The 15,270-nt window shown below is 69.4% G+C and carries 9 protein-coding genes and 2 rRNA genes; 5 read left to right on the plus strand and 6 right to left on the minus strand.

Annotation, left to right across the window (positions count from 1 at the left end):
- Positions 1-67 precede the first annotated feature (67 nt).
- The 4 genes from AFM16_RS15690 to mtnA form a co-directional block, all read right to left on the minus strand.
- Positions 68-1,903, minus strand: coding sequence for an LpqB family beta-propeller domain-containing protein (locus tag AFM16_RS15690; protein ID WP_078633675.1), 1,836 nt, complete (start codon positions 1,901-1,903; stop codon positions 68-70).
- Positions 1,893-4,091 carry an MtrAB system histidine kinase MtrB gene (gene mtrB, locus AFM16_RS15695; protein ID WP_078633676.1) on the minus strand — a complete coding sequence of 733 codons (2,199 nt, stop codon included), beginning with the start codon at positions 4,089-4,091 and terminating at the stop codon, positions 1,893-1,895. Before mtrB ends, AFM16_RS15690 begins: the two co-directional genes overlap by 11 nt.
- 1 nt (position 4,092) lies before the next feature.
- Positions 4,093-4,782, minus strand: coding sequence for a two-component system response regulator MtrA (gene mtrA, locus AFM16_RS15700; RefSeq protein ID WP_187283109.1), 690 nt, complete (start codon positions 4,780-4,782; stop codon positions 4,093-4,095).
- A gap of 109 nt (positions 4,783-4,891) precedes the next feature.
- On the minus strand, positions 4,892-6,022 hold the full coding sequence (mtnA, locus tag AFM16_RS15705; RefSeq protein WP_078633677.1) for an S-methyl-5-thioribose-1-phosphate isomerase: 1,131 nt from the start codon (positions 6,020-6,022) through the stop codon (positions 4,892-4,894).
- A gap of 140 nt (positions 6,023-6,162) precedes the next feature.
- Between mtnA and AFM16_RS15710 the strand changes: the two genes are divergently transcribed.
- From AFM16_RS15710 to AFM16_RS15730, 5 genes are read left to right on the plus strand one after another with little or no spacing between them, the layout of a single operon-like run.
- On the plus strand, positions 6,163-7,509 hold the full coding sequence (locus tag AFM16_RS15710) for a glycerophosphoryl diester phosphodiesterase membrane domain-containing protein (protein WP_078633678.1): 1,347 nt from the start codon (positions 6,163-6,165) through the stop codon (positions 7,507-7,509).
- Between the two features lie 4 nt (positions 7,510-7,513).
- Positions 7,514-8,290, plus strand: coding sequence for a DUF4129 domain-containing protein (locus AFM16_RS15715; RefSeq protein WP_078633679.1), 777 nt, complete (start codon positions 7,514-7,516; stop codon positions 8,288-8,290).
- Complete coding sequence (locus AFM16_RS15720) at positions 8,287-9,483, plus strand: DUF4350 domain-containing protein (protein ID WP_078633680.1); 1,197 nt, start codon at positions 8,287-8,289, stop codon at positions 9,481-9,483. The genes AFM16_RS15715 and AFM16_RS15720 overlap by 4 nt, the downstream gene beginning before the upstream one ends.
- A complete protein-coding gene (locus tag AFM16_RS15725; RefSeq protein WP_107419091.1) occupies positions 9,483-10,472 on the plus strand; it encodes an AAA family ATPase in 990 nt (329 codons plus the stop codon). The genes AFM16_RS15720 and AFM16_RS15725 overlap by 1 nt, the downstream gene beginning before the upstream one ends.
- Positions 10,472-11,782, plus strand: coding sequence for a DUF58 domain-containing protein (locus AFM16_RS15730; protein WP_078633682.1), 1,311 nt, complete (start codon positions 10,472-10,474; stop codon positions 11,780-11,782). Before AFM16_RS15725 ends, AFM16_RS15730 begins: the two co-directional genes overlap by 1 nt.
- 102 nt (positions 11,783-11,884) lie before the next feature.
- On the opposite strand, the gene rrf is transcribed toward AFM16_RS15730, so the two are convergent.
- Together rrf and AFM16_RS15740 are read right to left on the minus strand one after the other, a co-directional pair.
- Positions 11,885-12,001 (minus strand): 5S ribosomal RNA (rrf, locus tag AFM16_RS15735).
- Positions 12,002-12,091: 90 nt separating this feature from the next.
- Positions 12,092-15,213, minus strand: a 23S ribosomal RNA gene (locus AFM16_RS15740).
- Positions 15,214-15,270 lie beyond the last annotated feature (57 nt).

The following is a 15,270-nucleotide window of genomic DNA, read 5'->3' on the forward strand; positions in this document are numbered from 1 at the left end:
GAACCGGGGATCCCTCTCGAAACACGCTCACGCGACGCCCGCATCCGCATCCGTCACGCCTTCACGGTCACCCGGGATAAAACGCGACGGAGGCCGTCTCCTTCAGTGTCCGCCAGCCGCTCCCGCCGGGCAGCCACAGCAGCCCGTCGTCGGAGGTGGCGAACAGCGGTGCGTCGCTGTTCTCGGAGGCGGCGATGCTGTTGACCTCGGTCAGACCGGGCAGCGCGGCCGATTCGGGGATCGAACCGTCGCTCTGCACGTACTGCACCTGCTCGACCCCGCCGGCCTCCTGACCGACGACGACGAGCCGGCTGTCCCCGGCCCACGACACGGCGGAGACGCGCTCCAACTCAGGGGTGGCGGACCGCAGTTCCTGGACGGACACGGAGGTCTTGCCCTCGCTGTCCTCGGTGCGTTCGAGGCGCCCGATGAGCAGGGACTGCTTGCCGTCCTTGTCCACGACGAGCGCGATCCGCGCCCCGTCGGCCGCGACCCGTACGGCGTCGATCCGGCCGTCGAGGCCGGGGGTGAGGACCTCCAGGGCGGGCCCGGCGCCCTTCTCCAGCAGGAGCAGTCGCGGGGCGGCGGGGTCGCGGTCGGCGATCCACAGGTCGCCCTGGGCGTCCCAGGTGGGTGTGGTGAGCCGGTCGGCCTCCGTCTTGCCGGCGCTCTGGAGGACGGGTTCGCCGAGGGAGCTGCCGGTGACGGTGCTGGTGACGTAGAGGGCCTTGCCGTCGAGGGCGACACCGGCGGCGCTGTGTTCGTCGCGGGCCACGGCCACCGAGCGCAGCGCCTTGGTGCCGTCGCCGAGCGCGCCGGGCACGGCGTCGGACCGGCTGTCGCTGCCGACGCTGCTGGGCATGCGGGCGAGCCGGTGGCGGCCGTCGATGAAGTACAGGTAGCTGGGGTGCTCGTGCGAGCCGCGTGCGGCGACGGCGGTGGCCTGCTCCTCGGTGAGGGAGCACAGTTGCCGGCCGCCGGCGCGCAGGGCGATCTCGTCGACGGTGGGGGTGAGGTTCTGGAGGGTGAAGAGCAGTTGCGTGGCCATCTCGTCGCACTTGCTCTGCCCGATGTGGGCCGCCTTGTCGTTGAGCGGCACGGTGAGCTTGTTCTGGTCGTCCGGCGTCAGTGAGGTGACGTGCGGGGACAGTGCGGTGCCGGTGGGGAAGCTGGAGCGGACGACGGGCCGCAGCCAGCTCGTGGGGCCGTTGAGCAGGGAGCGCACCATCTGCGTCATGGGTTCGACGCGTTCGCGGACGTAGACGGGGTCGGCGACGGCCAGGGGCTGTCCTGATCCGGCGGCCTCGGTGCTGGACGCGAAGTAGTACTTGTTGACGGACATGTAGTTCCGCTGGAAGTCCGACTTGCCCATGATGACGCCCTGGGGCAGGGCGTCGATGCGCCACTGCCGGGTCTTCTTGTCGCGGACGAGGTGCACGGTCTCGCTGTAGGCGCCGGCGGAGGGGCTGTAGGACTGCTGGGCGTCGATCTGGGCGACCTTGGTGCCGGTGAGGACGAAGGCGTAGTCGTCGCCGTCCTCCCAGGCGCCGGAACGGCCGGTCTGGGTGCCGGGGCCGTCGGCGAGGACGGTGGTGCTCCGCTCGGGTTCCCATTTCTGGGCGGCGCGGGTGGTGAGGTACTGGCGTGCGGTCGCGTAGCTGGAGTCGTCGCTGGTGAGGGCTTCGAGGAAGCCCTGGACGATCTCGGAGGGCGGCGCGTCGTCGCGGGGCGGCATCGCGAACACGCGGACCTGGATGTCCTGGCGCGGTGTGGACTCGACGCCGCGCAGGTCGCCGCTGTCGGGCATGGAGGCGCACCCGGCCAGCAGTACGACGCCGCAAGTGGCGTAGGCCACCGCGCGCCCCGGCGTGCGCCGGGTGTGCCCGTCGCGGTCAGCGCCCACGAGTCGTCTCCCCTTGTTCGTCCGGGCCGTCCGCCGCGCGGTGCGCGCGTCCCGGTACCCCGCTGTGTGCCGCGTCCTTGGGTCCCTGCTCCGGTGTCCCGCCGGAGTTGCCACGCCCCGTCTCTGCACCGGACGAAGAGCCCGCCCCGGAGCCCGCCGTCGTGCTCGCCCCGGAACCTGCAGTCGATCCCGTCGATCCCGTCGGCCCCGTCGCCGACCCGTTCCCCGCCCCGCCGGCCGGCGGGCCTCCCGTCGAGGGCCGGGGCACCACGCGGGCGCCGTTGCCGGGCAGTGCCGTGGGGTCGGCCGTGGGGGTGGCCGCGGACAGCCGGGGTGCGAGCGGGGTGTGGGCGGGCGACCGCTGTTCGGCGGCCGGCTGCACGGGCACGGTGGCGCTCTTCTCGCCGCTGCCGCGGGGCAGACCGGCGTCGTCGAGGCCGCGGTTGCGGCGGGAGTCCTTGGGTTCCAGGGGTATCGGCGAGCCGCGCAGCGGTTCGTCGGCGGTCCGGGGCAGGGTCAGCCGGAACTGGGAGCCGCCGCCGGGTTCGCCCCAGGCCTGGAGCCAGCCGCCGTGCAGGCGGGCGTCCTCCAGGGCGATGGACAGGCCGAGGCCCGTTCCGCCGGTGGTACGCGCGCGTGCGGGGTCGGCTCGCCAGAAGCGGCTGAAGACGCGGGTGGCCTCGCCGGGCTTGAGTCCGACGCCGTAGTCGCGGACGGCGACGGCGACGGCGCCGCCCGCCGAGGCGAGTTTGACGACGACGTCCTTGCCCTCGCCGTGTTCGACGGCGTTGACGACGAGGTTGCGCAGGACGCGTTCGACGCGTCGGGCGTCGGCTTCGGCGACGACGGGCTGCTGGTCGCCGAGGACGCGTATGGCCGTGCCCTTGCGGTCGGCGAGGGGTGCGGCGCCGCTGACGACGCGGCGGACGACCTCGCGCAGGTCGATGGGTTCGGCTTCGAGGGCGGCGGCGCCGGCGTCGAAGCGGCTGATCTCGAGGAGGTCGGCGAGGAGCGACTCGAACCGGTCGAGCTGGTCGGCGAGGAGTTCAGCGGACCGTGCGGTGACGGGGTCGAAGTCCTCCCGTGCCTCGTGGATGACGTCGGCGGCCATGCGGACGGTGGTCAGCGGGGTCCGCAGTTCGTGCGAGACGTCGGAGACGAACCGTCGCTGCATCCGCGACAGGTCCTCCAGTTGCTGGATCTTGAGCTGGAGGTTCTGCGCCATCTTGTTGAAGGCTTCGCCGAGGCGGGCGATGTCGTCCTCGCCGGTGACCTTCATACGTTCCTGGAGGCGTCCGGCGGACAGCCGCTCGGCGATCCCGGCGGCCATGCGGACGGGTGTGACGACCTGCCGTACGACGAGCCAGGCGACGGCGCCGAGGAGGACGACGACGAAGAGTCCCGCGGTGGCCAGGGTGCCCTTGACCAGGCTCAGCGACTTCTCCTCCTGGGTGAGCGGGAAGAGGTAGTACAGCTCGTAGGGGTCGCCGTTGGGGTCGTTGAGCTGTTTGCCGATGACGAGGGCGGGCTGGGATTCCTTGTTGGTGCTGTAGCGGATGCGGGTGTAGCTCTGGGCCGCGCCGGTGTTGGTGTTGATGTGGGAGCGCAGGTCCTCGGGGACGCTCTTGTTGGGGTTGACGTCGCCGGAGGCGCGCGGGCCGCGGCCGCCGCCGCTGTCGTCGCCGGGGGGCAGGGTGACGACGTCGAAGGCGCCCTGGCCGCCGCTGGACAGCGACGACACGAGTTGGCTCATCCATTCGATGACGTTCTGCGGGTTGCCGTCGCCGGGGCTGCCGTCGGTGGCGGTCTCGTCGGCCTTCTGTTTGGCGACGGCGAAGCCGCCGGTGGCCTGGCTCTGGGATGCCTTGACCTTGGCCTCGAGCAGTCCGTTGCGGACCTGTCCGATGACGACGAAGCCGAGCAGCAGGACGACACCGAGCGACATCAGCAGGGTGGTGGCGACGACCCTGAGCTGGATGTTGCGCCGCCACAGCCGCATGACGGGCAGCAGCGGGCGGCGCACCCAGCGCAGCAGGAGCCTCAGGACGGGGCTGCCCTGCACTCCGCCTTGGAGCAGGCCTCCTTCGAGGAGGTTTCCGAAACGTGAACCCATCGTCTTACGGCCGACAGGCCGCTCCGGACGGGCCCCGGACCGGCCGGGGGCCGAAGCGGCACTGTCCCCGCGCATGTCAGCTAGGTCCTGCCTTGTATCCGACGCCACGGACGGTCACCACGATCTCGGGCCGCTCCGGGTCCTTCTCGACCTTGGAGCGGAGCCGCTGGACGTGCACGTTGACCAGGCGGGTGTCGGCGGCGTGCCGGTAGCCCCACACCTGTTCGAGGAGCACTTCGCGGGTGAACACCTGCCAGGGCTTGCGGGCGAGCGCGACGAGCAGGTCGAACTCGAGCGGGGTCAGCGCGATGGACTGGCCGTCGCGCTTCACGGAGTGGCCGGCCACGTCGATGACGAGGTCGCCGATGGCGAGCTGCTCGGGGGCGGGCTCCTCCGACCGGCGCAGCCTCGCCCGGATGCGGGCGACCAGCTCCTTGGGCTTGAACGGCTTCACGATGTAGTCGTCGGCGCCGGACTCGAGGCCGACCACCACGTCGACGGTGTCGCTCTTGGCGGTGAGCATCACGATCGGCACGCCGGACTCGGCGCGGATGAGGCGGCAGACCTCGATGCCGTCCCGTCCGGGCAGCATCAGGTCGAGCAGCACCAGGTCGGGCTTGGCCTCTCGGAAAGCGGCCAGCGCCTTGTCGCCGTCGGCTACGAAAGACGGCTCAAAACCTTCACCACGCAACACGATGCCGAGCATCTCGGCCAGTGCGGTGTCGTCGTCGACGACAAGGACTCGTCCCTTCATAAACGACATCATCCCATTCTCATAACGGTGAAGGTGGTGCAGGTGAGAAGCCTCACCGCCCGGTGACGATAGTCGTACGGGGCGGTCACTGTCTGCCCCTGTCCTCCGACGTGATCGTCGTTCACGGGGCGTGATCGCCGCACAGCTCCGCGAGACCGTCCGCCGTCACCGGGGAGACCACCCCTCGTTCCGTGACGATCGCCGTCACCAGCTCGGGCGGTGTCACGTCGAACGCCGGGTTGTACGCCTGCGTCCCCAGCGGCGCCACTGCGAGCCCGCCGCCCGCCCCGGTCACGGGAGCCTGGGGAGCGGCCATCTCGGTGACCTCGTACCCGGGGCGCTGCTCGACCTCGATCGCCGCCCCGTTGGGCGTGTGCACGTCGACGGTGGTCGTGGGCGCGACCACGATGAACGGCACATGGTGGTAGCGGGCGAGCACCGCGAGCGGATAGCTGCCGACCTTGTTGGCCACGGAGCCGTCGGCGGCGATCCGGTCCGCGCCGATCAGCACCGCGTCGACCTCCCCGGCCGCGAACAGGGAACCGGCCGCGTTGTCGGTGAGCAGCGTGTACGCCATCCCGCTGCGGGCGGCCTCGTACGCCGTCAGCCGCGCCCCCTGCAACAGCGGGCGCGTCTCGTCGACCCACAGCCGCCGCAGCCGCCCCACGCGGTGCGCGGCGAGCGCCACCGCGAACGCGGTCCCCTCCCCGCCCGACACCAGCGAGCCGGTGTTGCAGTGGGTCAGGACGCGGTGCCCGCCGCCGGGCAGCAGCTCGTCGAGCAGCGCCAGCCCGTGCGCGGCCATGCGGGTGCTCGCCTCGGCGTCCTCCCGGTGCACCTGGCGTGCGGCGGCCAGCGCGGCCCGCGCCCCCTGCGCGGGGTCGCCGCTCTCGGCCAGCTCCGCCAGATACGCGGCCCTGGCCCGCCGTACGCCGACGGCCAGGTTCACCGCGGTGGGCCGGGCGCCGGCCAGCGTGTTCGCCGCCTCCTCCACGTCGAAGCCGCGCGCGGCGGCGAGCGCGACGCCGTACGCGCCGGCGATGCCGAGCAGCGGCGCCCCGCGCACGGCGAGGGAGCGGATCGCCTCCACCAGCGCGGACGCGTCCGTGCAGACCCGCTCGACCTCCTCGGCCGGCAGTCTCGTCTGGTCGAGAAGCACCAGTACGGGACCCTCGGGAGACTCCTCCCAGCGGATCGCGGGTATCTCGGCCGGCTGCTTGTCCTCGCCGGATTGCGCGTACTGATCAGCCATGCGGTCAGTGTGCCCCGGATCCGGCGGACAATTGAAGGTGCGCAGCCCCTACCGCGCCCGATGATCCCATGACCGCCCCATGGCACGATGGCTGCCAACCTGCCGCCGCGACCGCGGACGGGCACCGTGAAGGAGCGACGATGAAAGACACTCCGGGCTGGGCCTCGCCCGGATCCGCCCCGTCCGACGGACAGGAGCCCGGCGCGTCCGACCCCGCCGACCGCCCGAGCGGCCCGCAGCCCGCGGACCAGCCGGGTGCTCGTCCACAGAGCCCCGGCACGAAGTGGTCCGACGAGCAGCCGCCACCCGCTCCGTGGTCCGCGCCCGCAGGCCCGCAGAACCCGGCCCAGCCTCCTCCGCCCCCGCCCCCCGGCCCCGGCTGGGGCACCCCGCCGCCCCCGGCGGGCCCGGACGGCTACGGCCACCCCGGCGGCCGGCGCGGCCCCGGCGGTCACGGCGCCCCTGGCTGGGGCTCCGGCTGGGGCGGCCCTCCGCCCGCGGTGAAGCCCGGAGTGATCCCGCTCCGCCCGCTCGGCGTGGGCGAAATGCTCGACGGCGCCGTCTCCACCATGCGCACCTACTGGCGCACGGTCCTGGGCATCTCCCTGGCCATCGCGATCGTCTTCGAGACCGCCGTCGTCCTGCTCCAGGGCCTGGTCCTCGACGACACCCTGGACACCGCCGCCCTCAGCGACCCGAGCGCCGGCCTCGACGAGCAAACCCAGGCCATGGGCGACGTCATGCGCAGCTCCGGCCTGCTCCTGCTGATCACCATGCTCGGCATCCTCACGGGGACCGCCCTGCTCGCCGCCGTCACCAGCCGCGCGGTCCTCGGCAAGCCGGTCACCCTCAAGGAGATCTGGCGCGACGCCCGCCGCCAACTCCCCCGGCTGCTCGGCCTGATCGCCCTTCTGCTGCTCATCACGGGCGGTGTCGCCGCCGTCTGCCTCCTGCCCGGCATCCTGGTGACCGCGTCGGGCGGCGGTGAGGGCGGCGCCGCGCTCATCAGCCTCGGCAGCCTGGGCGCGTTCGCGCTGGTCGTGTGGCTGGTGGTCCGCTTCTCCCTCGCCGCCCCCGCCCTGATGCTGGAGAAGCAGGGCATCAAGAAGGCCCTGACCCGGTCCGCGAAACTCGTCCGCGGCTCCTGGTGGCGGATGTTCGGCATCCAGTTCCTCGCCCTGGTCATCGCGAACATCATCTCCACCATCGTCGTGCTCCCCTTCGCCCTCCTGGGCGCGGCGGTGAGCGACGACGGCATCGGCGGGCTCCTCGACGCCGGCAGCGAGTACGGCTGGACCTACCTGATCGTCAGCGGCGTCGGCTCGGTCGTCGGCTCCATGATCACGCTCCCCATCGCGGCGGGCGTCACCGTGCTGCTCTACATCGACCAGCGCATCCGCCGCGAGGCCCTCGACCTCGACCTGGCCCGCGCCGCGGGCGTCCAGGGCTACGGCTCCCCCGTCCCCGGCACCAGGCCCGGGAGCTGATGCGGTGAGCCTGGCGGGGGGAGTTCTCACAGCGGTACCACTCACGAACGGCGGGGCCGTCCATGTCCTCGCGCGCTGGGCCGACGGCCCGGCGCTCGCCCTGGCGACCTCGGACGACGGTCCGCCCCTGACGATCCCCCGCGACCCCGCCCAGGAGGCGGCCCGCCGCGAACTGGCCAAACGCCTGTACCACGAGAACGACCCCAACCTCTTCGAACGGGCCCTGGACAAGTTCTGGAACTGGCTCGGCGACCTCCTGGGCACCGCGTCGACCACAGGACTCAGCAGCACGCTCGGCCTGTTCGTCATCGTCCTGGCCGTGCTCGCCGTCGCCGGTGTCCTGTGGTGGCGCCTGGGCACCCCCCGCCGCCGACCGGTCTCCACCGCCGCCCTGTTCGACGACCGTCCCCGCAGCGCCGCCGAACACCGCGCGGCCGCCGAGGCACACGCCGCCCAGGGCCACTGGAACCAGGCCGTCCAGGAACGCATGCGCGCCATCGTCCGCGCCCTGGAGGAACGCGCCCTCCTCGACGTCCGCCCCGGCCGCACCGCGGACGAGGCCGCCGCCGAAGCCGGCCGCACCCTGCCCGCCCACACCGACCGACTGCGCGGCGCCGCCCGCGACTTCGACGACGTCACATACGGCGGCCGCACCGCCACCGAGGAGGCGTACCACCGCATCGCCGCCCTCGACCACGACCTGGACCTCACCAAACCCCAGCTCACCACCAGCAGCGCCGACAGCACGGCCGACGCGGCCCGCCAGGGAGCCGCCCGATGACCACCGGGACCGCGCGCCCCTCCACCTCCGCCTCGCCCACCGCCCGCCAGGTGTGGACCCGCGCGCGAGGCATCGCCCTCGCGACCGCCCTCCTCCTCGCAGGCGCCGTCGCCCTGGCCGGTCTCCACTCCGACGCCCGGCACGGCACCCTCGACCCGCGCTCCGCCGACCCCTACGGCAGCCGCGCCGTCGCCGAACTCCTCGCCGACCGCGGTGTGTCCACCCGCGTCGTCACCACCCTCGCCGAGGCCCGCACCGCCACCGGACCGGACACCACCCTCCTCGTCGCCGTCCCCGACCTCCTGACGCCCCACCAGCAGCGCACCCTGCACGCGGCGACCACCGGCTCCGGCGGCCGCACGATCCTCGTCGCCCCCGGCAGCCCCTCCGTCGGCACCCTCGCCCCCGGAGTCACCGCCGCCCCCGCCACCAGCCGCTCCACCGCCCTCTCCCCCGACTGCGCGCTGCCGGACGCCCGCCGCGCCGGCACCGCCGAGACCGGCGGCACCCGCTACACCACCCGCCACCTCGACGCCGACACCTGCTACCCCAGCCGGCGCCTGGCCACCCTGCTGCGCATCCCGGACACCTCCGGCGACGGCGACACCGTCGTCCTCGGAGCACCCGACATCCTCTTCAACACCCGCCTCGACCAGCAGGGCAACGCCTCGCTCGCTCTCCAACTCCTCGGCTCGCGCCCACATCTCGTCTGGTACCTCCCCTCACTCTCCGACACCTCCACCACCGACCAGGACGACGAGAAAAGCTTCTTCGACCTGCTCCCCTCCGGCTGGCTCTGGGGCACCCTGCAACTCTTCATCGCCGCAGCCCTCGCCGCCCTCTGGAGGGCACGCCGACTCGGCCCCCTCGTCCCCGAGAAGCTCCCCGTCGCGATCCGCGCCTCCGAAACCGTCGAAGGCCGCGCCCGCCTCTACCGCAACGCCTCCGCACGCGACCGCGCGGCCGCCGCTCTCCGCTCCACCACCCGCACCCGCCTCGCCCCTCTCGTAGGCATCCCCGTCACCCAGGCACACACACCCGAAGCACTCGTCCCCGCCCTGTCCGCCCACCTCCACGGCGACGGACAGCCCCTGCACTCCATCCTCTTCGGCCCGCCGCCCCACGACGACACGGCCCTCATCACCCTCGCCGACCAACTCGACGCCCTCGAAAGAGAGGTACGCCGTCCATGATGGACCCGACCACTGACAACGCCGGGACCACCGGGGACCCGGGCCACGCCCGAGCCTCCCTGGAAGCCCTGCGCGCCGAGATCTCCAAGGCCGTGGTCGGCCAGGACCCCGCCGTGACCGGCCTCGTCGTCGCACTGCTCTGCCGCGGACACGTTCTCCTTGAAGGAGTCCCCGGAGTGGCCAAAACGTTGCTCGTCCGCGCCCTCGCATCCGCACTGGAACTCGACACCAAGCGCGTCCAGTTCACCCCCGACCTCATGCCCAGCGACGTCACCGGCTCCCTCGTCTACGACACCCGCAGCGCCGAGTTCTCCTTCCAGCCCGGCCCGGTCTTCACCAACCTGCTGCTCGCCGACGAGATCAACCGCACCCCGCCCAAGACCCAGTCCTCCCTCCTCGAAGCGATGGAGGAACGCCAGGTCACCGTCGACGGCACCCCCCGCCCCCTCCCCGACCCGTTCCTGGTCGCCGCGACCCAGAACCCCGTTGAGTACGAGGGCACCTATCCCCTCCCCGAAGCCCAACTCGACCGCTTCCTCCTCAAACTGACGGTCCCTCTCCCCTCCCGCCAGGAGGAGATCGACGTCCTCACCCGCCACGCCGAGGGCTTCGACCCGCGCGACCTCAAAGCCGCCGGCGTACGCCCCGTGGCGGGCCCCGCCGACCTCGAAGCCGCCCGCGCCGCCGTCGCCAAGACCACCGTCTCCCCCGAGATCACCGCCTACGTCGTCGACATCTGCCGCGCCACCCGCGAATCGCCCTCCCTCACCCTGGGCGTCTCCCCCCGCGGCGCCACCGCCCTCCTCGCCACCGCCCGCGCCTGGGCCTGGCTCACCGGCCGCGACTACGTCATCCCCGACGACGTGAAAGCCCTCGCCCTCCCCACGCTCCGCCACCGCGTCCAACTCCGCCCGGAGGCCGAGATGGAGGGCGTGACGGCCGACTCCGTCATCAACGCGATCCTCACCCACGTCCCCGTCCCCCGCTGATGGCACTCACCGGACGCGCCGCCCTCCTCGCGGCCCTCGGCTCCCTCCCCGTCGGCATCCTCGAACCGAGCTGGGCCGGCATCCTCGCCGTCAACGCCCCGCTCGCCGCCGCCTGCGCCTGCGACTTCGCCCTCGCCGCCCCCGTACGCCGCCTGCTCCTGACCCGCTCCAGCGACACCTCGACCCGCCTCGGCGAGACAGCCGACGTCACCCTCACCCTCACCAACCCCTCCCGCCGCCCCCTGCGCGCCCACCTCCGCGACGCCTGGCCCCCCAGCAGCTGGCAGCCCGGCACGGAAACCGAGGCATCCCGCGCCCGTCTGACCGTCCCGCCCGGCGAACGCCGCCGCGTCACCACCCGCCTACGCCCCACCCGCCGAGGCGACCACCAGGCCGACCGCGTCACCATCCGCTCCTACGGCCCCCTCGGCCTCTTCTCCCGCCAAGGCACCCACAAGGTCCCCTGGACGGTCCGTGTCCTCCCCCCGTTCACCAGCCGCAAGCACCTCCCCTCCAAACTGGCCCGCCTGCGCGAACTCGACGGCCGCACCAGCCTCGTCACCCGCGGCGAAGGCACCGAATTCGACAGCCTGCGCGAATACGTCCCCGGCGACGACACCCGCTCCATCGACTGGCGCGCCACCGCCCGGCACTCCACGGTCGCCGTCCGCACCTGGCGACCCGAACGCGACCGCCACATCCTCCTGATCCTCGACACCGGCCGTACCTCCGCGGGCCGCGTCGGCGACGCCCCCCGCCTCGACGCCTCCATGGACGCCGCCCTGCTCCTCGCCGCCCTGGCCTCCCGCGCCGGCGACCGAGTCGACCTCCTCGCCTACGACCGCCGCATCCGCGCCCTCGTCCAGGGCCGCACCGCCCGCGACATCCTTCCCTCCCTGGTCAACGCCATGGCCACCCTCGAACCCGAACTCGTCGAAACCGACACCCGCACCCTCACCGCCACAGCACTGCGTACGGCACCCCGCCACGCGCTGATCGTCCTGCTCACCACCCTCGACGCGGCCCCGGTCGAGGAGGGCCTCCTCCCCGTCCTGCCGCAGCTCACCCAGCGCCACACGGTCCTGCTGGCCTCGGTCGCCGATCCCCACGTCGCCGAAATGGCCGAGGCCCGCGGCACGATCGACGGGGTGTACGAGGCGGCAGCCGCAGCCCAGGCCCAGACCGAACGCCACCGCACCGCCGAACAACTGCGCCGCCACGGAGTCACCGTCGTGGACGCGACACCCGACGAACTCGCGCCGGCACTCGCGGACGCGTATCTCGCACTGAAGGCCGCCGGTCGCCTCTGACACCAGAAACAGAAAAGGGCTCTCTCCGAGAAACAAAAAGGAGAGAGCCCTGAACGCAGAAAACCCCGCACCATGAATGGTGCGGGGTTTCCCACAATGATTGTTCGGCGGTGTCCTACTCTCCCACAGGGTCCCCCCTGCAGTACCATCGGCGCTGTGAGGCTTAGCTTCCGGGTTCGGAATGTAACCGGGCGTTTCCCTCACGCTATGACCACCGAAACACTATGAAACTGTTTCAGCCGCACCACGCCGTGACCGGGCGTGGGGCTGTTCGTGGTTTCAGAACCAACACAGTGGACGCGAGCAACTGAGGACAAGCCCTCGGCCTATTAGTACCGGTCACCTCCACACGTTACCGTGCTTCCAGATCCGGCCTATCAACCCAGTCGTCTACTGGGAGCCTTACCCCATCAAGTGGGTGGGAGTCCTCATCTCGAAGCAGGCTTCCCGCTTAGATGCTTTCAGCGGTTATCCCTCCCGAACGTAGCCAACCAGCCATGCCCTTGGCAGAACAACTGGCACACCAGAGGTTCGTCCGTCCCGGTCCTCTCGTACTAGGGACAGCCCTTCTCAAGACTCCTACGCGCACAGCGGATAGGGACCGAACTGTCTCACGACGTTCTAAACCCAGCTCGCGTACCGCTTTAATGGGCGAACAGCCCAACCCTTGGGACCGACTCCAGCCCCAGGATGCGACGAGCCGACATCGAGGTGCCAAACCATCCCGTCGATATGGACTCTTGGGGAAGATCAGCCTGTTATCCCCGGGGTACCTTTTATCCGTTGAGCGACGGCGCTTCCACAAGCCACCGCCGGATCACTAGTCCCGACTTTCGTCCCTGCTCGACCCGTCGGTCTCACAGTCAAGCTCCCTTGTGCACTTACACTCAACACCTGATTGCCAACCAGGCTGAGGGAACCTTTGGGCGCCTCCGTTACCCTTTAGGAGGCAACCGCCCCAGTTAAACTACCCATCAGACACTGTCCCTGATCCGGATCACGGACCCAGGTTAGACATCCAGCACGACCAGAGTGGTATTTCAACGACGACTCCACCTGAACTGGCGTCCAAGCTTCACAGTCTCCCACCTATCCTACACAAGCCGAACCGAACACCAATATCAAACTGTAGTAAAGGTCCCGGGGTCTTTCCGTCCTGCTGCGCGAAACGAGCATCTTTACTCGTAGTGCAATTTCACCGGGCCTATGGTTGAGACAGTCGAGAAGTCGTTACGCCATTCGTGCAGGTCGGAACTTACCCGACAAGGAATTTCGCTACCTTAGGATGGTTATAGTTACCACCGCCGTTTACTGGCGCTTAAGTTCTCAGCTTCGCCAMSMCGAAKMBTGACTAACCGGTCCCCTTAACGTTCCAGCACCGGGCAGGCGTCAGTCCGTATACATCGCCTTACGGCTTCGCACGGACCTGTGTTTTTAGTAAACAGTCGCTTCTCGCTGGTCTCTGCGGCCACCCCCAGCTCGRRSAGCAAGTSYYCTCACCARDBRTGGCCCCCCTTCTCCCGAAGTTACGGGGGCATTTTGCCGAGTTCCTTAACCATAGTTCACCCGAACGCCTCGGTATTCTCTACCTGACCACCTGAGTCGGTTTAGGGTACGGGCCGCCATGAAACTCGCTAGAGGCTTTTCTCGACAGCATAGGATCATCCACTTCACCACAATCGGCTCGGCATCAGGTCTCASMCTMWRTGWSWGGCGGATTTGCCTACMTSWCGKSCTACACCCTTACCCCGGGACAACCACCGCCCGGGCTGGACTACCTTCCTGCGTCACCCCATCACTCACCTACTRCMASYYTGGKYCRKCGGCTCCACCACTYYCCTTKCCCCGAAGGSTCCGGRRCGGCTTCACGGMCTTAGCATYRMYDGGTTCGATGTTTGACGCTTCACAGCGGGTACCGGAATATCAACCGGTTATCCATCGACTACGCCTGTCGGCCTCGCCTTAGGTCCCGACTTACCCTGGGCAGATCAGCTTGACCCAGGAACCCTTAGTCAATCGGCGCACACGTTTCTCACGTGTGAATCGCTACTCATGCCTGCATTCTCACTCGTGAACCGTCCACCACTGCCTTCCGGCGCRGCTTCACCCGGCACACGACGCTCCCCTACCCATCMMWRNMGSCGTTGGSCSTRTTRYWKSAATGACACGACTTCGGCGGTACGCTTGAGCCCCGCTACATTGTCGGCGCGGAATCACTAGACCAGTGAGCTATTACGCACTCTTTCAAGGGTGGCTGCTTCTAAGCCAACCTCCTGGTTGTCTCTGCGACTCCACATCCTTTCCCACTTAGCGTACGCTTAGGGGCCTTAGTCGATGCTCTGGGCTGTTTCCCTCTCGACCATGGAGCTTATCCCCCACAGTCTCACTGCCGCGCTCTCACTTACCGGCATTCGGAGTTTGGCTAAGGTCAGTAACCCGGTAGGGCCCATCGCCTATCCAGTGCTCTACCTCCGGCAAGAAACACACGACGCTGCACCTAAATGCATTTCGGGGAGAACCAGCTATCACGGAGTTTGATTGGCCTTTCACCCCTAACCACAGGTCATCCCCCAGGTTTTCAACCCTGGTGGGTTCGGTCCTCCACGAAGTCTTACCTCCGCTTCAACCTGCCCATGGCTAGATCACTCCGCTTCGGGTCTTGAGCGTGCTACTAAARYCGCCCTGTTCGGACTCGCTTTCGCTACGGCTACCCCACCCGGGTTAACCTCGCAACACACCGCAAACTCGCAGGCTCATTCTTCAAAAGGCACGCAGTCACGAGAWMWSWGCAAGCWSWKWTCCGACGCTCCCACGGCTTGTAGGCACACGGTTTCAGGTACTATTTCACTCCGCTCCCGCGGTACTTTTCACCATTCCCTCACGGTACTATCCGCTATCGGTCACCAGGGAATATTTAGGCTTAGCGGGTGGTCCCGCCAGATTCACACGGGATTTCTCGGGCCCCGTGCTACTTGGGTGTCTCTCAAACGAGCCGCTGACGTTTCGACTACGGGGGTCTTACCCTCTACGCCGGACCTTTCGCATGTCCTTCGCCTACATCAACGGTTTCTGACTCGTCCYRYSGCCGGCAGACSRYRGAAGAGAGATCCCACAACCCCGCACACGCAACCCCTGCCGGGTCTCACACGTATACGGTTTGGCCTCATCCGGTTTCGCTCGCCACTACTCCCGGAATCACGGTTGTTTTCTCTTCCTGAGGGTACTGAGATGTTTCACTTCCCCTCGTTCCCTCCACACTGCCTATGTGTTCAGCAGCGGGTGACAGCCCATGACGACTGCCGGGTTTCCCCATTCGGAAACCCCCGGATCAAAGCCTGGTTGACGACTCCCCGGGGACTATCGTGGCCTCCCACGTCCTTCATCGGTTCCTGGTGCCAAGGCATCCACCGTGCGCCCTTAAAAACTTGGCCACAGATGCTCGCGTCCACTGTGCAGTTCTCAAACAACGACCAGCCACCCATCACCCC

Origin of the sequence: Streptomyces antibioticus (genome assembly GCF_002019855.1) — a bacterium.
Lineage (GTDB): Bacteria > Actinomycetota > Actinomycetes > Streptomycetales > Streptomycetaceae > Streptomyces > Streptomyces antibioticus_B.